We start from the raw sequence: 15,916 nt of genomic DNA, 5'->3' as shown, positions 1-15,916 counted from the left end.
GCCCGGCCGGCCCTCCCCCCGTTTGCCCCGCAAGGCCGAGTGATCAGAACGCTGCGGAAAGCGAGAACACCACGGTCGAACCGGAGATCTGCGAACCGTTCTTGCTCGACGAGAAATTGGGCTTCAGATAGGCCGATTCCGCCTTCGAGATGTCGGTATCGACATAAGCCACGCCGAGCACGACCGGACCAACCGCGAGGTCCGCGCCGAGCATCCAGTCGAGATAACTGCCCGTCGGCGCCACGCTGGTGCCGTTGGGGCCAAGGCCGGAGTTGCCGTTCGAATAGCCCAGGTGTGCCTTCAGGGTCAGCGGCGTGTTGGGAATGCCAGTGCTGGCATCGCCCCAGAGGTAGAAGTTGTCCGACTTGGCGCCGGGTGCATCGGGAATGCCGGTCGCGTAGGAATCGGCGTCCAGATACCAGCGACCCAGCGCTTCCTGCTTGGGCGCATAGGCCGCGCCGACGAGCAGGTTTGCCGGACCGACCGAGCCCGAAACCTTGACGTAGGGTTCGGCGAAATCGGTGATGTCCGAGCCGCCCGGGTACATGTACCAGGTCACGCCGACGTCCACCTTCACGCCCGGCGTCACTTCGGCCGCGAAACCGCCGTAGATGTCGAGTTCGGTGTTCGAGCCGCCGAAAGTGCCCCAGCCCGAAAGGTTCGAACCCCAGGTGCCGACGTAGAGCCCGCTTTCATGCGTAACCGAGACGCCGCCCTGCACCGCGAGTTCCTTGTCGGACTGCGACACACCGCGGAAACGGTAGTCGGTGACGAGCCCGACGCTGCCCGCGATGGTGAATTCGCTGGGGGCTTCCTCCTGCGCCATCGCGGGAGTCGCAGCAAACGCGGCTGCGAGGCCGGCGACGCCGGCAAAGAGACGAAACTTCATAGTCGGAACACCCTCATGTTACTGTTGTAGCATGTTCCGTCCTGCGGCCTGCAAGCCGGGCTCCGCTGCGTGGCGAGCCCGTTTCATGCCGGCAGGTTCATGGATATGGCGCCGACCTGTCTATATTCTTGCCTTATCGTAACGAACTGTTGCTGAATTCTGCAGCGCAACAAGTGTGGTTGCGTAGCAACACAAGCACGCCGTCACGATATTGCCGAGTATCTATGCAGGCCAATTCGCTCTGCGATCAGAAAACGGCACCGTGCAAAAGAAAGCGGGCGGAAACGCTTACGCGCTCCGCCCGTAGGTTAGAGGGCCGGGTGTGAGGGTTCCCGGCCCGCCAGGTGTTCGATCAGATCGTCAGCTGGCCAGCGGCAGCGGGCGCAGGATGGCATCGGGACCGGTGATCCGGTCGCGCTGGCCACCCTGGCGGCGGCGGCTGATCCATTCGGACAGCGTCTCCGCCGTGGTATGGTCCATCGCCTTGACCAAGCCTAGGTCGAGGTGGACCGGACGGTTCGCCGGCTGCTTCTCCAGCACCGCGTTCAGGCGAGTGAGCCCGACGAAGGTGGCCGCACCGTTCAGTTCCACGCGGGTCGCCTCGCCCTCGTCATGCTCGGCGACCTTGAGCCGCAGGTGCTTGTAGTGCGGCAGCAGCTCGACGACCGAGAGCGCCAGGCCGACGAGCACGCCGGTCAGCAGGTCGGTGGTGACCACCAGCACGAAGGTCGCGGCCCAGATCGCTGCGGGCAGCGGACCATGCGCCTTGAACAGGTGCGTGACGTGCTTGAGGCTGACGAGCTTCCAGCCGGTGACGACCAGAACGCCGCCGAGCGCGGCCATCGGCACTTCGCGCAGCAGCCAGGGCAGCAACGCGACGAAACCGAGGATCCACACGCCATGGAAGATCGTCGAGAGGCGGGTCTTTGCACCTGCCTGCACGTTCGCCGATGAGCGCACGATCACGCCCGTCATCGGCAATGCGCCGAAGACGCCGCACAGGAAGTTGCCGATGCCCTGCGCGCGCAGTTCCTTGTCGTAGTGGGTACGCACGCCGTCATGCATGCGATCGACGGCAGCCGCCGAGAGCAGCGTTTCGGCGCTGGCGATGAAGGCGATGGCGACAGCTGCGACGAGCAGCGCGGGCTGGCTCAGCGGCGCGAACCAGGCGGCGCTGGTCGGCAGACTGAAAGCCGAGGCGATCGAGGCAGGCACCTCGATGCGGGCGACGTCCAGGCCCATGCCCCAGGCAACCGCCGTGGCGGAAACCACGCCGAGCAGCGCGCCAGGAACCAGACCCATCGACTTGGGACGCAGCTTTTCCCACGCGAGCATGACGGTGATCGTCAGCACGCCGATCAGCAGCGCCATTTCGGTTGCAGCAGCGTTGGTGAAGTCGAGGCCAAAAACGCGCGCGGGCATCGCCGCGAGGTTCTGGAGGCCACTCGACAGCGGTTTCGCGTCGAACAGGATGTGGAACTGGCCGATGACGATCAGCGCGCCGATACCCGCCAGCATCCCGTGAACGACAGCCGGGCTGATCGCGCGGAACAGCCCGCCGAGCCTGAGCGCACCGGCAATCAGCTGGAGCACGCCTGCCAGAAGCAGCACGGGACCAAGCGCCTCGAGTCCGTTCTCGCGAACGAACTCGAAGACGATGACCGCAAGGCCGGCCGCCGGGCCGCTGACCTGCAGCGGCGAACCCGCCACCAGGCCGACGACCACGCCGCCGATGATGCCGGTGACGAGGCCCCTTTCAGGCGGCACGCCCGAAGCGATGGCGATGCCCATGCACAGCGGCATGGCGACCAGGAACACGACGATCGACGCCGTGAAATCGCGGCCGAAGTGGGAGAAGAGGCCTTGGCGGCCGTCTCCCACGCCTGAGGAAACCGAGGTCATTCTGCCGCTTCTGCGTATTCGGTGGCAAAACGGCTGCGGGCGGCGAGAGCAACCGGCAGGTCACGGTCTTCGCGCAGCGGCACGAACTCGCCGGTGTCGCCGTTGAGGCCAAGGACCTGACCGGCGTGAATGTCGACCATCCAGCCATGCAGCGTGATCTCGCCGCGCGCGATGCCCGCAGCAACGGCCGGATGCGTGCGCAAGTGGCTGATCTGGGCGATGATGTTCTCCAGCGTGATCGCGCGGACGCGGTCCTTGCCCTGAAGGTCGGAATGGCAGGCGCTGACGATGTTCTCGGCCGCGGCGCCGTGCTTGAGCCAGGCGGCGACGTTCGGCATCGCCTCGAGGCCGGTGGGATCGGACAGCGCCTTCATCGCGCCGCAGTCCGAGTGGCCGCAGACGATGATGTCACGCACGCCGAGCGCCATGACCGCATATTCGACGGTCGAGGTGACGCCGCCGTTGAGCGTCGCGTAAGGCGGCACGATGTTTCCGGCGTTGCGGCAGACAAACAGATCGCCGGGCTCGGCCTGCATGATCTGCTCGGGCACGATGCGCGAATCGGCGCACGAGATCATCAGCGCCTTGGGCGACTGGCCGTGCGTGGTCAGCTTGCCGAACAACTCGCTGCTGGCGGGGAAGAGGGTCTTCTCGAAGTTGAAGACGCGACCGATCAGTTCGTTCACTGGAACACCTTTCTTTTATCCACTGCCGTCAGCGCACGCACTGCGGCTCACTGTGGAAAGCTAGGTGCCGCGCTTGTCGCTGAGCGTGCGCGAACGTTACGAAAGTTTGCTGCGATGCAGCGTGTGTGAACTCCGGGTCAGTCCGTACCCATGGGCAGGCGGATGGTCGCCCGCAGTCCGCCTTCGGGCCGGTTGCGCAAGTCCAGGGTGCCGTTTTCCGTGCGCACGGCCTTGCGCACGATCGGCAGGCCGAGGCCCATTCCGGCGGTGTCCCGCGCCCGCGCCGTGTCGAGGCGGACGAAAGGCTGGAGCGCGTCGGTGATGCGATCGTCGGGGATGCCGGGCCCGTCATCGTCGACGGTGATCTCCACCGCTCCTCCGTCCCGGCGCACGCTGACGCGAACATTGCCGCCGTAATGCAGCGCGTTCTCGATGAGGTTCGACAAGGCGCGGCGGATCGGGACGGGGCGCACTTTGACTTCGAGGCTGGACACGCCGGAATAGGTCGCGTCGGCGCCATGATCGGCAGCGGTATCGACCAGTGTTTCGGCCATGACCGCGATGTCGATGCGCTCCGCCGGGATCGAGCGGCCGTCGCTGTCGACATAAGCCTGGATCGAATCGAGCAGCATGCGCATCTCGTCGATGTCGTGGTTCAGGCCGTCGCGCACTTCGGGATCGACGCTCTCGTCGTCGAGCCGCAGCCTCATGCGCGCGAGCGGGGTCTTGAGATCATGTCCGATCGCCAGCATCGTCTGGGTGCGATCCACCAGCGACTGGTGGATGCGTTCCTGCATCTCGTTCAGCGCGCGGATCAGTTCGCGCAGCTCGTCTGGTCCGCGTTCGGGCACCGGACGCGGCGGACCGGAGCCGAGATGGCGGGTCGCGCCGATCAGGGTGCGCAGGGGCTTGAGCGTGGTGCGTACCAGCACCCAGGCAAGCGCGAAGAGCAGCAGCGTGGGCAGCACCAGCCCGGCGATCCGGCCCAGCGTCAGCTTCCACGCCGACTTCGCATGCGTATGGAACTTCACGAGGCTGTTGTCGGAAAGCCGGATCGAACCGCCGATGTTCCCCTTGCCCGGCAGCTCCTCGAGGTGAAGCTCGAGATCGGCCATGGCGAGTTCGGGCTGAAGGGCGACGACCTGCGCGCGCAGGTTGGTCAGCCCTAGGCTACCGCGGCGGCGGGTGCCGGGTGCGAACCAGTGCAGCTGGAAGCGGTCGGTACTGAGGACGTGGGCGATCTGGTCGCGCTCGCCCGCCTCGGCATGTTCCATCGTCCGGCGCGCGAGGACGAGGTTCTCGGCGATGCGCTCAGCATCGTCGCGCCGCAGCATGAAGGAATCGACACGCTCGAACAGGAAAGAGTTCGCCACGAAGTCGATAATGACGACGACCAGCAGCACCGCGAGCAGCCGCTCGGGCAGGCCCATCCGCCTGAACAGGGCGACGAACCTGCCTGCCATCAGGTGCGGATCACTTCCGCCTTGAACATGTAGCCAACACCGCGAACGGTGACGATCGGGGATTCGGAGCCCTCGGCCTGCAGCTTGCGGCGCAGGCGGCTGACGAGCACGTCGATCGAGCGATCCGAACTGTCGCCAATGCGCGAGCGCGAAAGCTCCATCAGGCGTTCACGCCCGAGCACTCGCTGCGGGTATCCCAGGAAAGTGGAGAGCAGGTCGAACTCGGCGCCGGTCAGATCGACGATCGCACCGCTGGGCGAGCGCAGTTCGCGCCGCGCCATCGAGACTTCCCAGCCGTCGAACCGGATCGAATCGGCGGACCGCATCTCGGGCACCGGCTCGCTGGTCGAATCGAGACCGCCGCCGCGCCGCAGGACGGCGCTGACGCGCGCAGCCAGTTCGCGGGTGCTGAAAGGCTTGGCGAGGTAATCGTCGGCGCCCAGTTCAAGGCCGAGCACGCGGTCTTCCTCGCTGCCGCGCGCACTGACGAAGATGATCGGCACGTCGCTTTCGCGGCGCAGGCGGCGGAACAGGTCGAAGCCGCTGGTGCCCGGCAGCATGATGTCGAGCACGACCAGGCTGACCGTCGCCTCGCGCAGGGTCACCCACATCTCCGCGCCGGTGGCGGCGGTGAGCACGTTGAAACCGCTCTGGCGCAACGCTCGCGCGGTCAGGGTGCGCAACGCGCCATCGTCCTCGACGAGCAGAATGGTGGAAGGGGTTGTCATAGTCTCGTGCGGGTGTCTGTAGCGGGGGGCGACCGTCATCGTGCTGGTTGTCTCTGCTGTCTATAGGCAACCGGCGCGGTCAGGCAAACCGCGCCGGTCGGAAATTGTCCTGCCACCCTCTTTCGCGCAGCAAATCTGCACAAAAGGCCAAGGCGGCGGATGCGTCAGTCCTTGGTCACGGCCGCATCGGCGACTGCCAGAATCGGACGCTCTGCCTGCTCGGCCTGGACGACGGCGTGACGGCAGGCGCGGCCCTTGGACGGGTCAGGATGGCAGACGGTCGGAGCCGAAGCCTTGCCCTGCGCGCGCGCCACGATGGTCGGATGGCCCTTCGAGGCGGCGACGCTGTCACCGGCATAGGCAGTAGCGAGCGATGCCGAAGCGGGCGTGGAAAGTGAAACAAGGGCAAGAAGAGCGGCGGAAATCATTGGTATTCTCCAATCTGGCAATGCAATGACGCCAGATTGGGGAGCCCGCGTGTCACGTTTCGGGCGGACGCGTGACGAAACATGTCTGGAACCGCTTCATCTGCAGCCCCGCATCGCCCCATGTACCGCTACGCATACAATTGCGTACAATCGTGAATGGATTCTGCCAGATCCGCTTCGATCCGGTTCAGGAGCCGGGGCTTATACCAAACTTCACACGGGGACAACGGCTTCCTTGATCCGCCACCCCGAACAAGGAGTTGAAGCCATGACCATTTTCAAGAAGACCGCGCTGGCCGTCGGCCTCGCCGCCACCGCTCTTGCCACCACGACGCCGGCGATGGCGCGCGACTGGCACCGGGGCGGCGACAACACCGCCGCCGTCGCCATCGGCGCGGGCATTCTGGGCCTTGCCGTCGGCGCCATCGCCGCCTCGTCCAGCCGCGACCACGACCGTTACGACAATGCCCGCTACGACGACCGCTACTACGGTTCGAGCTGGTCCTATCGCGACGGCTACTACTGGAATGGCGACGGCAACCGCTACTCGCGCGGCGACTACGATCGCTACAACCGCGATCACCGCGACGATCAGCGCCGCGGCTACTACGGCGACCGGGGTGACTGGCGCCGCGGTTACTGATCGATCGAATACCAGCGAAGCCGGGTGACGCCCCTTTCGGCCCCTCCCCGACTTCGCGAGACGCCCGGCCCCTCCTCCTCGGCCGGGCGTCTTCGCATGTGCCGTTAGAGCGAGATCGACTTTAACCGTATTATTGTCATTCCCGCGAAGGCGGGAACCCATCTCCTGACGGCGCCTGCTGCATGAGCGTCAGATGGGTTCCCGCCTTCGCGGGGATCACGAACGGTGTTTTAGCCGAACACGATCACGCCCTGGCGCACGGCTCGCCGCACGCCCGATACACCTCGCGACAAATTCACTTCCGGTTCAGTCCATCCGGCCCATGTTTCCAGCGTGCCCACCGCTACCGCCGTTACCCGGTCGGCCCGGAAAGGGAGACGTCACGTCATGAGTATAAATTTGAAATCCTTCGGGAAAAAACTCGCGCTGGGGGCCGCACTCGCCGCCTCGGTGCTGGTGACCACATCGCCAGCCCAGGCGCGAGACCGCTACTACGGGCGCGGTGACGACACTGCCGCCATTGCCATCGGTGCGGGCGTGATCGGCCTTGCCCTCGGCGCCGCGATCGCCGACCGCGGTGATCGCAATTACTACGATCGCGGCTACTGGGGCTCGCGCCGCTACGTCACCGTGCGCGACCGTCCCGGGTATTATTATTACTACGACGGCTACCCCAACCGCTATTATCGCGATCGCTACTACGACCGGGACTATTCGCCGTGGTATCGTGATCGTTGGCGCGACGGCGGCAATCGCTGGGACCGTGGCCGCGACTGGCGCCGGGACAGGCAATACGATCGTCGGGATCGCTGGGACCGTCGTGACGATCGCCGCTGGGATCGCCGTGACGGACGCTGGGATCGCCGCGATGACCGCAGAGACGACCGGCGAGACGACCGCCGCTGGCGCGACCGCGATTATCGTCGCTGAAGCATAGCTGCGATGCTTTCCGCGGACGGCTGCCCGATCGATGGCAGACCGTTCGCGGCCTCCCTCGCCCCCAATGCATACGGCCATGAAATCCATCGGGGAGCGCCTCATCATGCACCCTCGCCAAGTGCGGCCGGGGCGGCTATGGGGCGCTCCATCATGGACACCGCAGATCTGCGCATCGCCCTGTTCTCGGGCAACTACAACTACGTCCGCGACGGCGCCAACCAAGCGCTCAATCGTCTCGTCGGCTACCTCCTGCGCCAGGGCGCGCAGGTTCGCGTCTACGCGCCGACCGTGGCCGAGCCCGCGTTCGAGCCGACCGGCGATCTTATCAGCGTGCGTTCCTTCGCGATTCCCGGACGTCCGGAATACCGCGTTCCGTTCTCGATCTCGGGCAAGGCCCGCCGCGACCTCGCGAAGTTCGCGCCGAATGTGGTGCACGTCTCTTCGCCCGACCCGGTCGGCCACCAGGCGGTGACCTGGGCACGCAACCGGACCATTCCGGTGCTGTCCTCGGTCCATACCCGGTTCGAAACCTACCTGCGCTACTACAACATGGCCTGGGGCGAGCCGGTGGTCGAGGCGATCCTGCGCCGCTTCTATCGCCGCTGCAACGCCCTTGTCGCGCCTTCGGAAAGCATGGCGCAGCTCCTGCGCGAGCAGCGCATGAACTACGATGTCTCGATCTGGTCGCGCGGCGTCGATCACGAGATATTCAACCCCGGCCGCCGCGACCTCGAATGGCGCCGCAGCCACGGCATCGCCGACCATGAAGTCGCCATCGGCTTCCTCGGCCGACTGGTGATGGAAAAGGGGCTCGACGTGTTCTCGGACACGCTCGACGAACTGCGCCGCAAGGGCATCGCCCACAAGGTTCTGGTGATCGGCCAGGGGCCTGCGCGCGAATGGTTCGAGGAACGTCTTCCCGGCGCTGCCTTCGTCGGCTTCCAGGGCGGCGCCGACCTCGGCCGCGCGGTCGCCTCGATGGACGTGCTGTTCAACCCCTCGGTCACCGAGACTTTCGGCAACGTCACGCTCGAGGCCATGGCCTGCGGGCTGCCCGTCGTCGCGGCGGCCGCCACCGGCAGCCAGAGCCTCGTCGACGACCGCGTCTCGGGCCGCCTGATCCCGCCCGGCGCCGTGCACCAGTTCGCCGAAGCGCTGAAAGGCTATATCGAAGATACCGAACTGCGACGCACCCATGGCGCCGCCGGCGTCGCGCGTGCCGGCGAGTTCAGCTGGGACCGCATAAACCAGGCCGTCGCCGATACCTACGTGCGCCTGATCCGCCAGAAGGCGCGCGCCTGAGCACATAGCAACAAGGCGCGGCGGTGGTGGCTACCCGCCGCGCCTTGCGCTTCTCCCCTTCCCTCGGCTCTGCGCAAAGGCCCAGCCGACCTTCGCGCGCGTTCTCCCTGCGTCTTCTCTTTTTATACCGTCATGCGACCTTGCGCTGCAGACGGACCAGCGCGCGGTCGATCTCGGCCCGGGCACCATCCCCGATCTCGCCGGTGACCACCCGGTAGACGATCCGCCCGTTCTCCAGCGAATAGGCCACCGTCGCCATGCCGTCGTTGAAACTGGCAAGGTAGAGCGCGGGCTTGCGCTGTAGCAAGGCGAGATCGTCCGCTCGGGGAACCAGGCTGTCGCGCATGTAGTACGCACCGGTCATCGCATCCGCCTCGACGGACACTTCGGCAGCATGACCGGTTCCGGTCATCGCCATTGCTGACGGGAAAGCCATTGCCGACAGGGCAAACCCTACCTGCAATGCTGTCAGGAATCGCTTCATGACAACTATCCTCTTCCGGTGCGGCACCGTCGTCGCGGGCCGTCATCTCACAAGCCGAGAGGTACCATGCGCACCCACCGCGACAAAGCGAACAATCCTCAAGAAGCTTAGGATTTCTGCGCTTTTTGCGGTGCGCAACGATTGGTGTACCGCATGGTATCACGGGCATCAGCCCCGCTTTCGGCGGGATGTGAGGGCGCCGCGCCCCCTGCCCGGTGCCAAGGCGTAAAAGGCTCTTACAGGAAGCATCGCCCGGGCGTAGCCTCGTGCTGCAACGCGAGGCTCGCCAAACCCGCTGCGGCATCGTCACGCGGCAGACTTTCGGAACCTGTACAGAGCCCCGGCGTTGCAGCCAGCGCCACTTCGGCCCGCCAGCAGTAGCATCAGCACCAGGGGAACCTCGACATGACCACCAATACCGCTTCCGCCCGTTATGTCGGTCTCGGCAAAGACGGCAAGGGCTCGATCACCACGCGCTCGGGCGTGTTGTCAGACCAGCCCTACGGCTTCGGCACCCGCTTCGAAGGCCAGCCCGGCACCAACCCCGAGGAACTGATCGCCGCCGCGCACGCCGCCTGCTTCACCATGGCGACCAGCTTCGCGCTCGCCCGCGCAGGACACGCCGAAGGCACCCTCGACACCCAGTGCACGGTCACGCTCGACAAGGACGGCGACGGCTTCTCCGTCACCAAGTCGGCCCTGACTCTCACCGCGTCCATACCCGGCATCACGCCCGAGGACTTCGCCAGCATCGCCGACGAAGCCAAGGCCGGCTGCCCGATCTCCAAGCTGCTGAACTGCGAGATCACGCTCGAAAAGTCGCTCGGCGACTAATTGCTGCCCGTGCGCGGGCTGCGGTCGGTCCAGCCGCAGCCCTGCCGCGTTTCCTCGCCGATCTGCAATGTGATGGTAAAGGGATAGCGCGTATCCGACATGCCGTCGCTGCAGGCCGACGGCGTGACCGCCAGCGTCGCCGCACCGCCCGACAGCTTTCCGCTGAACGAAACCCCGCCGCGACCGGCGAAGCGGGTGACCGGCACTGTTTCGCCTTCGGCATTATCCGGGGTTGTATACGTCAGGCGCGAGGACGCGACCTGCCCGCCCCAGAACGGCTCCGTACCGACGAAGTGCACGGTCTCCGTGACGGCGATGCCGTTCCACGGCCGATGATCGGCAGGATCACCGGGCAACCCGTCCGAAGCGGAATGACATGCTGCAACTGCGAAAATGGCCAGCAGTGCGCTCGCCCGGTACGGTCTGATGCTCGACATGAGTTGCACGGTACGCCTCTCCCGGCCGGCGGGCAAACTTTCGCATGCGATTCGATAGGCCGACGGTGTGATTCGGCTGATTCCCTGACCCGACGATGATGAATTTGCGGTCATGTCTGTTTTTCCTTCGCGCCTGGCAACGCCGATTTGCTTAAAAATCAGGCACATTGTCTGATAGTTGCAAAACTTGCAACATCCGGTTCGGGTATTGAAATTGCACTCCCGTTCAACATCCGCTTTTGCTGCAGCGCACAAGATAAACGTCGCCCGAGGCGATCCAGCCTCATCCAGAATCTAAGGATTTTGCCATGTTCAAGACTGTTCTCGCCTCTGCCGCCGTTGCTCTCCTCGCCGTTCCCGCCGTCGCCCAGGCCGACGACAGCCGCGAATTCTCGCACGAAGGCGTCAACTACAACTACACCACTGCCCAGAAGGGCAAGGTTACCGTGATCGACGGCGCGACCTCGGCCGGCATCCCCTTCCGCCTCTACGTCAAGGGCGGCCGCGTGACCGGCACCTACAACAGCCGTTACGTCTCGTTCACGACCGCCGAAGCCGCCAAGCTGCACCTCGGCGAGTAATCGAGCTACCGATCGGGCATACTGATCGCGCGCTCGCGCTTCTTCCGGGCAGTCCTCCTCTCCCAACGCCCGGGTAGCCGCTGAGCGCCGAACCAGGCGCCGTCCCCCTCCGTGCGGGACGGCGCCTTTTTCTTTGCGTTCAGCAGGCCGACAGCTGCGACGGGATACCCCGCCATCATGCAAGACAGCCGTGGCCCGAACCGATGAGTGGAGCCAAGTTCGCCCTGTTGCTGGTGGTCGGCGGTATCGCCGGCGCGGCCTTCGCCGTCATGACGACCGGCGCGATGCCGCGATTCTCCCAGCCCCAATCGCATCGCTCCGCCACTCTGGAAGACAGCTCGCCTGCCCGGCGCTCGTGGCTGGATGAGGGCCTGTCCGCCCTCAATTCTCCCGCCTGGCCCTTCGGTCGGGGCTCCGACGACGCCGGACCGCCGATGCCGCCCGGACCGCAGCAGGACTACGCGCCTTACGGTTACGGCCCGCCGGACGACTATGACGATGGTGCCTGGGAACGTCGCCAATACGGCAGCCATGCTCCCTATCAAGGCGAGGGCTACGCTGCGGAGGGTAGCCAGCCGGCACCCGACCGGTCACCGGCCCCATCACCGGCAGCCCCTCGTGCAGACGCCGCTGCCGACGCAGCAGCGCGCGCCGCCGATGCAGCTCAGGACGTACTGTCGGCCGAGAACACGCCCTGAGGGACAGAGGCCGACGGAAGGATTTGGATCAGGCCTGATCGTTCGCCGAAAGGCGGCGCAGGTTCTTGCGTACGGCGCGGCGATAGTGGTTCACCGTGCGGCGGCACACCGTCTCGGGATCGTGCCCGAACTGCCCGGTCGCCAGCGCCATGCCGACTTCCCAGCCCGCCCAGACCTTTTCGGTGACCATGCGGACCATCTCGTCGCCCGCCAGAGGATCGCCCCAGCCGATGCGGGCGGTGCGCAGCGCGATCACCGATCCGGCCTCGACCCAGAGCTTGCCGGTATCACGCAGCAGAGCTTCTCCGGCGACATCCTGCTTCATCGACACGTCCTTATGCCCCCGCCCGCACGCAAGGATTGCGCGCGGTCCGGAGAGCCGGCTGCCAGGCATCGAACATCCTCGGGAATTGCCCGGAGCGCTCGACCGGCGCGCCGGGTTGCGGGCGGCTCCTTAATCGAACTCACCCGCCTTAGGAAACGATTTCATGCCATGCGTCACACCCCGTCACGAAAACGTCACGAAGATTTCGGCTTCGATTACCCATTCTCCCGCCACTTCGCGCCACTTGGCGGCGTAAGTGCCCGAGGCTCCGGGAATTTCCGAACCACCTTGCGTTCCGTACCAGCGTCCGTGCTCCATGGCGATCGGCTCGGCGGAAGAAATGGCCACGCTTTCGGACGTGCGAACATAGACCATCCGCCCGGAATGGCCGAACTCACGCCGCCAGACTTTCACTTGCGCCATCCGGCCCGCGATCACGGCGCTGTCGGTGCCGGTAACCATGACGCAGTCGCGCGCCAGCATTGGCCCGATCGCCGCCGCATCGCCGTCCGCAATGGCCCTGTTGAAGGCGGCTCGGCGGCTGCGGATCGCCAGTTCGCTCACGGCCTCACCGGAACCGAAGCCTCTTTGCCCACGACGGTCACCCAGCGCCGGACGTTCCAGCGCTCGACCAAGCCCTCGGTCACATAAGGGTCGGCCTCGGCGAAAGCCTCCGCAGCTTCCGGCCCCTCGCCGGCGAACAGCAGCATCGCCGTATCGAGCGGATCCTCGACCGCGCCGCCAAGCAACAGTTCGCCGCGCTCGGCCGCCTGCCATGCGAGGTCCAGATGCGCGGCGCGAAATTCGGCCCGGCGCTCGAGGTAACCGGGCGCGAGGTGATAGATCAGCAGGTAGTGGTTCATCGCCCGACCATGCCCGGCGGCACGACCCGGGGAAACCCCTCAGCCACAGCCTTCCACATAGGCCAGCACCGGCATCTCGCCGACATGGATCAGGCCGACCTTGCCGTCAGACTTGATCTCGAAGCGCAGCGCCGATTCTCCGGGGCGGGCATTGGGAGCCGTCAGGTACTTGGCGGGCGCGGCTTCGTACTTGTGCGGCTCCTCGCGGAAACCGGCGAACCACTTCTTCACGTCGCCCTCGGTCGCACCGACGCCAATACCCTCGGCCAGCTTGACCGTGGAATTCGCGCCCAGCGTGATGCGGCGCACCTTGCCCTCGGTGACGATGGCATACACCCCGGGGTAGTCAGGCGAGCTGATCGCCGTGCAACTGTCGCTTTCCTGTGCGCCGCGTGACGCCCAGGAACTGCCCTTGGGCACCGGCTGACCGATCTTCAGGTCACCCAGCCCCTCCAAGCCAAGCACTTTAGGGTCGCTCGCGGGAGTGACGGCGGGCGCAGCCTCCGAAGGCGCGGCCTCGCCGGCCAGAGCCTCCTCGCTCGCGGAAGCGGTTACACTCGGCTCCTCCGGCCCGGACGAGCAGGCGGCGAGGGGCAGCAGGACGAGAGCGGCGAGCGCGGCAATCCGTTTCATGATAGCCGAAACGGATCGCAATCGCTCAGGTTGCCGGGGCGATCGACAAAGATGCCAAGGGTAAGAAAATGCGAGGGTTATTACCCTCGCGCTCCGGGGACTGTCGGCGTCGCGCCCTGCAGCATCCTCAGCGCCCGACTTGCTCGATCAGCTTCATTGCCGCAGCAGGCGCCCGCTCCTTCGCGCCGTTGATGAAGAAGGCGAAGACTTCGCGGCCTTGTCCGGTCCAGTCGCCGATACGCTTTGCCCATGCGCCGAGGTCTTCGTCCGGATAGCCCTGCTCCAGTTCGCCTTGCGCGTTCTGAAGGCGGGCGTAGACGAACGGCGCGCAGTCCGTCGCATCCAGCACTGCATATTTGGGCGAATCGGCCAGCACCACCGCTACCCCGGCCTTGCGGCACAAGTCGAAGAAGGCCGAATCGTCGAAGCTCTCGTGCCGTGCCTCGATCGCGTGGCGCACCGTCAGGCCCTCGTGGCTGGCGGGCAGCAGGGCGAGGAAGGCGGCGATCTCGGCCGCATCGAACTTCTTGGTGGCGGCAAGCTGCCAGTTGATCGGGCCCAGCTTGTCGCCCAGTTCGACCAGCCCCTGCGCCATGAACCGCGCCACGCTCTCGCCCGCCTCGGACAAGTCCTTGCGGTTGGTGCAGTACCGGCTGCCCTTGAGCGCGAAGCGGAAGCCGCCGGGCACCGCGTCGCGCCACTTGGCAAAGCTGGCGGCGCTCTGGCCGCGATAGAAGGTGGCGTTGATCTCGGTGCCGGTCAGGTGTTCGCCGACGTAGGCCAGTTCGCGCGACTGGGTGAGGCCCTTGGGATAGAACAGCCCGCGCCATGGCTCGTAAGTCCAGCCGCCAATGCCGATGTGAACACTCATGATTTCTTCCGGGCGAGGCGTTTACGGTTTGCGGTGACCTTGCGGCGGTAATGGCGCACGGCCTTTCCGGCGGTCTTCGGAGATGCACTCGACGTCGCCAGCATCATGCCCACTTCGGCGGCGGCCCTGACCTTTTCCGAGACCATCAGCGCATTTTCGCGGTCGCTGCCCTTGCCGGTCATCATGTCGCTGGTGCGCATGCCCATGACCATGAGCGATTCCGCCCAGAGCCAGTAGCTGTCGTGGGCGAGTTTCATCCAGTCGGTGGTCGGGTTGCGCATGCGTGGCCCTCCTTGGAAAGAGGCAGCGTAGCACCGGCTTGCGATGCTGCGAAGGCGGCATGCTGCTGGTCAAACGCGCGTCGCGCTGCCAAGGGCGCAAAGGCATCAGGAGAATGGATCATGGCAAGCGACGACGAGGATTATGTCTACGACGAGGACAGCGGCGAATGGCTGCCTGCCTCGGAACTGACGGCGAAGCGCGCGGCGGCCGATGCCGTGGAAGTCCGCGACGCGGTCGGCAATGTGCTCGCCGACGGCGATTCGGTGACGCTGATCAAGGACCTCGACGTCAAGGGCGCAGGCCAGACGCTGAAGCGCGGGACGGTGATCCCCGCGATCCGCCTGACCGGCGATGCGCAGGAGATCGACTGCCGCTATCCCGGCATCAAGGGGCTGGTGCTGCGCGCGGAGTTCGTGCGCAAGCGGTGAACCATGCCCGCGGGCCGACTGCCTTCGCGGATAGGACGACATGACATGAAACGGGCGCGCCCTACCTGAACCCCAGACTGCGCGAGATCGCGGCGGCCTCGTCCCGCACCAGCCGGACGAGTTCGTCAAGCCGCCCCGCCGCGCGCGCGCTGGGCGCGGCGGCAACCAGCGCGCCGACGACCTCGCCCGCCGCATCGCGCACCACGCAGGCCGTACCGGTGACGCCCTCGGCCGCCTGATCGACAGTCTGGGCGCACCCTTTCGCGCGGGCCTGCTCGACTGCCAGCGCCAGCGCGGCGGGGTCGATCTCGGTCCCCGGCGCCAGCCGCGTCAGCGTCACGCGCTTGAGGTAGGCATCGACCGCCGAGGGCGAACACATGGACAGGAGCACCCGCCCCGCCGCCGTCGCGTAGAGCGGCCGCCTGTCCCCGATCGAGACCGAATAGCGCACCACGTTGCGGCTCTCTACGAGGTCCACGTACGTGACCATATCGCCGTCA

Annotated in this window: 22 protein-coding genes; 7 read left to right on the top strand and 15 right to left on the bottom strand. The window is 66.0% G+C overall.

What is annotated here, in order from left to right:
- Window positions 1–43: 43 nt before the first annotated feature.
- The 6 genes from ACYPYD_RS13185 to ACYPYD_RS13160 form a co-directional block, all read right to left on the bottom strand.
- Entirely contained in the window at window positions 44–889 is an 846-nt protein-coding gene (locus ACYPYD_RS13185) for a TorF family putative porin (protein WP_459663533.1), read from the bottom strand.
- Window positions 890–1,249: 360 nt separating this feature from the next.
- The gene (locus ACYPYD_RS13180; protein WP_459663531.1) at window positions 1,250–2,791 is read right to left on the bottom strand and encodes a SulP family inorganic anion transporter; all 1,542 of its coding nucleotides are present in this window, start codon (window positions 2,789–2,791) and stop codon (window positions 1,250–1,252) included.
- Window positions 2,788–3,477, bottom strand: a complete 690-nt coding sequence (locus ACYPYD_RS13175; protein WP_008832140.1) for a carbonic anhydrase — start codon at window positions 3,475–3,477, stop codon at window positions 2,788–2,790. The genes ACYPYD_RS13180 and ACYPYD_RS13175 overlap by 4 nt, the downstream gene beginning before the upstream one ends.
- 137 nt (window positions 3,478–3,614) lie before the next feature.
- Window positions 3,615–4,940 (bottom strand): ATP-binding protein, encoded by a 1,326-nt coding sequence (locus ACYPYD_RS13170; RefSeq protein ID WP_008832141.1) that lies wholly within the window; start codon window positions 4,938–4,940, stop codon window positions 3,615–3,617.
- On the bottom strand, window positions 4,940–5,668 hold the full coding sequence (locus tag ACYPYD_RS13165) for a response regulator transcription factor (RefSeq protein ID WP_008832142.1): 729 nt from the start codon (window positions 5,666–5,668) through the stop codon (window positions 4,940–4,942). The genes ACYPYD_RS13170 and ACYPYD_RS13165 overlap by 1 nt, the downstream gene beginning before the upstream one ends.
- Before the next feature lie 164 nt (window positions 5,669–5,832).
- Complete coding sequence (locus ACYPYD_RS13160) at window positions 5,833–6,096, bottom strand: hypothetical protein (protein ID WP_036529526.1); 264 nt, start codon at window positions 6,094–6,096, stop codon at window positions 5,833–5,835.
- A gap of 268 nt (window positions 6,097–6,364) precedes the next feature.
- On the opposite strand from ACYPYD_RS13160, the gene ACYPYD_RS13155 reads away from it, so the two are divergent.
- From ACYPYD_RS13155 to ACYPYD_RS13145, 3 genes are all read left to right on the top strand, one after another.
- Window positions 6,365–6,739 (top strand): hypothetical protein, encoded by a 375-nt coding sequence (locus ACYPYD_RS13155; protein WP_008832144.1) that lies wholly within the window; start codon window positions 6,365–6,367, stop codon window positions 6,737–6,739.
- A 387-nt stretch (window positions 6,740–7,126) separates the two neighbouring features.
- Window positions 7,127–7,669: a hypothetical protein gene (locus ACYPYD_RS13150; protein WP_008832145.1), complete on the top strand. Its 543-nt coding sequence runs from the start codon at window positions 7,127–7,129 to the stop codon at window positions 7,667–7,669.
- 159 nt (window positions 7,670–7,828) lie between these two features.
- Window positions 7,829–8,980, top strand: a complete 1,152-nt coding sequence (locus ACYPYD_RS13145) for a glycosyltransferase family 4 protein (protein WP_037521038.1) — start codon at window positions 7,829–7,831, stop codon at window positions 8,978–8,980.
- A 130-nt stretch (window positions 8,981–9,110) separates the two neighbouring features.
- Here ACYPYD_RS13145 and ACYPYD_RS13140 read toward each other — a convergent pair whose 3' ends face one another.
- Window positions 9,111–9,392, bottom strand: a complete 282-nt coding sequence (locus ACYPYD_RS13140) for a hypothetical protein (RefSeq protein WP_379525409.1) — start codon at window positions 9,390–9,392, stop codon at window positions 9,111–9,113.
- A gap of 477 nt (window positions 9,393–9,869) precedes the next feature.
- Between ACYPYD_RS13140 and ACYPYD_RS13135 the strand changes: the two genes are divergently transcribed.
- Window positions 9,870–10,298 (top strand): OsmC family protein, encoded by a 429-nt coding sequence (locus ACYPYD_RS13135; RefSeq protein ID WP_008832148.1) that lies wholly within the window; start codon window positions 9,870–9,872, stop codon window positions 10,296–10,298.
- Here ACYPYD_RS13135 and ACYPYD_RS13130 read toward each other — a convergent pair.
- Entirely contained in the window at window positions 10,295–10,849 is a 555-nt protein-coding gene (locus ACYPYD_RS13130) for a COG3650 family protein (protein ID WP_459663530.1), read from the bottom strand. The genes ACYPYD_RS13135 and ACYPYD_RS13130 overlap by 4 nt on opposite strands.
- A 194-nt stretch (window positions 10,850–11,043) precedes the next feature.
- Between ACYPYD_RS13130 and ACYPYD_RS13125 the strand changes: the two genes are divergently transcribed.
- Window positions 11,044–11,316, top strand: coding sequence for a hypothetical protein (locus ACYPYD_RS13125; protein ID WP_036529531.1), 273 nt, complete (start codon window positions 11,044–11,046; stop codon window positions 11,314–11,316).
- A gap of 203 nt (window positions 11,317–11,519) precedes the next feature.
- Entirely contained in the window at window positions 11,520–12,014 is a 495-nt protein-coding gene (locus ACYPYD_RS13120; protein ID WP_211149766.1) for a hypothetical protein, read from the top strand.
- 28 nt (window positions 12,015–12,042) lie between these two features.
- Here ACYPYD_RS13120 and ACYPYD_RS13115 read toward each other — a convergent pair whose 3' ends face one another.
- The 6 genes from ACYPYD_RS13115 to ACYPYD_RS13090 form a co-directional block, all read right to left on the bottom strand.
- Complete coding sequence (locus ACYPYD_RS13115; protein WP_036529573.1) at window positions 12,043–12,339, bottom strand: hypothetical protein; 297 nt, start codon at window positions 12,337–12,339, stop codon at window positions 12,043–12,045.
- A gap of 183 nt (window positions 12,340–12,522) precedes the next feature.
- Complete coding sequence (locus ACYPYD_RS13110) at window positions 12,523–12,903, bottom strand: DUF4440 domain-containing protein (protein ID WP_156799898.1); 381 nt, start codon at window positions 12,901–12,903, stop codon at window positions 12,523–12,525.
- Complete coding sequence (locus ACYPYD_RS13105) at window positions 12,900–13,202, bottom strand: YciI-like protein (protein WP_285021216.1); 303 nt, start codon at window positions 13,200–13,202, stop codon at window positions 12,900–12,902. Before ACYPYD_RS13105 ends, ACYPYD_RS13110 begins: the two co-directional genes overlap by 4 nt.
- Before the next feature lie 39 nt (window positions 13,203–13,241).
- On the bottom strand, window positions 13,242–13,835 hold the full coding sequence (locus ACYPYD_RS13100) for a hypothetical protein (RefSeq protein ID WP_211149765.1): 594 nt from the start codon (window positions 13,833–13,835) through the stop codon (window positions 13,242–13,244).
- 127 nt (window positions 13,836–13,962) lie between these two features.
- Window positions 13,963–14,706 carry a DUF72 domain-containing protein gene (locus ACYPYD_RS13095; RefSeq protein ID WP_459663528.1) on the bottom strand — a complete coding sequence of 248 codons (744 nt, stop codon included), beginning with the start codon at window positions 14,704–14,706 and terminating at the stop codon, window positions 13,963–13,965.
- Window positions 14,703–14,987: a hypothetical protein gene (locus ACYPYD_RS13090; protein ID WP_008829356.1), complete on the bottom strand. Its 285-nt coding sequence runs from the start codon at window positions 14,985–14,987 to the stop codon at window positions 14,703–14,705. The genes ACYPYD_RS13095 and ACYPYD_RS13090 overlap by 4 nt, the downstream gene beginning before the upstream one ends.
- 120 nt (window positions 14,988–15,107) lie before the next feature.
- Here ACYPYD_RS13090 and ACYPYD_RS13085 point away from each other — a divergent pair, with 120 nt between their 5' ends.
- Window positions 15,108–15,416: an alkylphosphonate utilization protein gene (locus ACYPYD_RS13085; protein WP_008829355.1), complete on the top strand. Its 309-nt coding sequence runs from the start codon at window positions 15,108–15,110 to the stop codon at window positions 15,414–15,416.
- A 61-nt stretch (window positions 15,417–15,477) separates the two neighbouring features.
- Here ACYPYD_RS13085 and ACYPYD_RS13080 read toward each other — a convergent pair.
- The coding region (locus tag ACYPYD_RS13080) for an IclR family transcriptional regulator (protein ID WP_459663526.1) at window positions 15,478–15,916 on the bottom strand (439 nt) is incomplete at its 5' end.

The organism is Novosphingobium sp. 11B (assembly GCF_054589055.1).
This window is presented reverse-complemented; position numbering and strand designations above follow the sequence as displayed.

Coding starts and splice junctions, on each gene's coding strand:
- ACYPYD_RS13185 (WP_459663533.1), bottom strand. CDS start 889: ATGAAGTTTCGTCTCTTTGCCGGCGTCGCCGGCCTCGCAGCCGCGTTT.
- ACYPYD_RS13180 (WP_459663531.1), bottom strand. CDS start 2,791: ATGACCTCGGTTTCCTCAGGCGTGGGAGACGGCCGCCAAGGCCTCTTC.
- ACYPYD_RS13170 (WP_008832141.1), bottom strand. CDS start 4,940: ATGGCAGGCAGGTTCGTCGCCCTGTTCAGGCGGATGGGCCTGCCCGAG.
- ACYPYD_RS13165 (WP_008832142.1), bottom strand. CDS start 5,668: ATGACAACCCCTTCCACCATTCTGCTCGTCGAGGACGATGGCGCGTTG.
- ACYPYD_RS13160 (WP_036529526.1), bottom strand. CDS start 6,096: ATGATTTCCGCCGCTCTTCTTGCCCTTGTTTCACTTTCCACGCCCGCT.
- ACYPYD_RS13155 (WP_008832144.1), top strand. CDS start 6,365: ATGACCATTTTCAAGAAGACCGCGCTGGCCGTCGGCCTCGCCGCCACC.
- ACYPYD_RS13150 (WP_008832145.1), top strand. CDS start 7,127: ATGAGTATAAATTTGAAATCCTTCGGGAAAAAACTCGCGCTGGGGGCC.
- ACYPYD_RS13145 (WP_037521038.1), top strand. CDS start 7,829: ATGGACACCGCAGATCTGCGCATCGCCCTGTTCTCGGGCAACTACAAC.
- ACYPYD_RS13140 (WP_379525409.1), bottom strand. CDS start 9,392: ATGACCGGAACCGGTCATGCTGCCGAAGTGTCCGTCGAGGCGGATGCG.
- ACYPYD_RS13135 (WP_008832148.1), top strand. CDS start 9,870: ATGACCACCAATACCGCTTCCGCCCGTTATGTCGGTCTCGGCAAAGAC.
- ACYPYD_RS13130 (WP_459663530.1), bottom strand. CDS start 10,849: ATGACCGCAAATTCATCATCGTCGGGTCAGGGAATCAGCCGAATCACA.
- ACYPYD_RS13125 (WP_036529531.1), top strand. CDS start 11,044: ATGTTCAAGACTGTTCTCGCCTCTGCCGCCGTTGCTCTCCTCGCCGTT.
- ACYPYD_RS13120 (WP_211149766.1), top strand. CDS start 11,520: ATGAGTGGAGCCAAGTTCGCCCTGTTGCTGGTGGTCGGCGGTATCGCC.
- ACYPYD_RS13115 (WP_036529573.1), bottom strand. CDS start 12,339: ATGAAGCAGGATGTCGCCGGAGAAGCTCTGCTGCGTGATACCGGCAAG.
- ACYPYD_RS13105 (WP_285021216.1), bottom strand. CDS start 13,202: ATGAACCACTACCTGCTGATCTATCACCTCGCGCCCGGTTACCTCGAG.
- ACYPYD_RS13100 (WP_211149765.1), bottom strand. CDS start 13,835: ATGAAACGGATTGCCGCGCTCGCCGCTCTCGTCCTGCTGCCCCTCGCC.
- ACYPYD_RS13095 (WP_459663528.1), bottom strand. CDS start 14,706: ATGAGTGTTCACATCGGCATTGGCGGCTGGACTTACGAGCCATGGCGC.
- ACYPYD_RS13090 (WP_008829356.1), bottom strand. CDS start 14,987: ATGCGCAACCCGACCACCGACTGGATGAAACTCGCCCACGACAGCTAC.
- ACYPYD_RS13085 (WP_008829355.1), top strand. CDS start 15,108: ATGGCAAGCGACGACGAGGATTATGTCTACGACGAGGACAGCGGCGAA.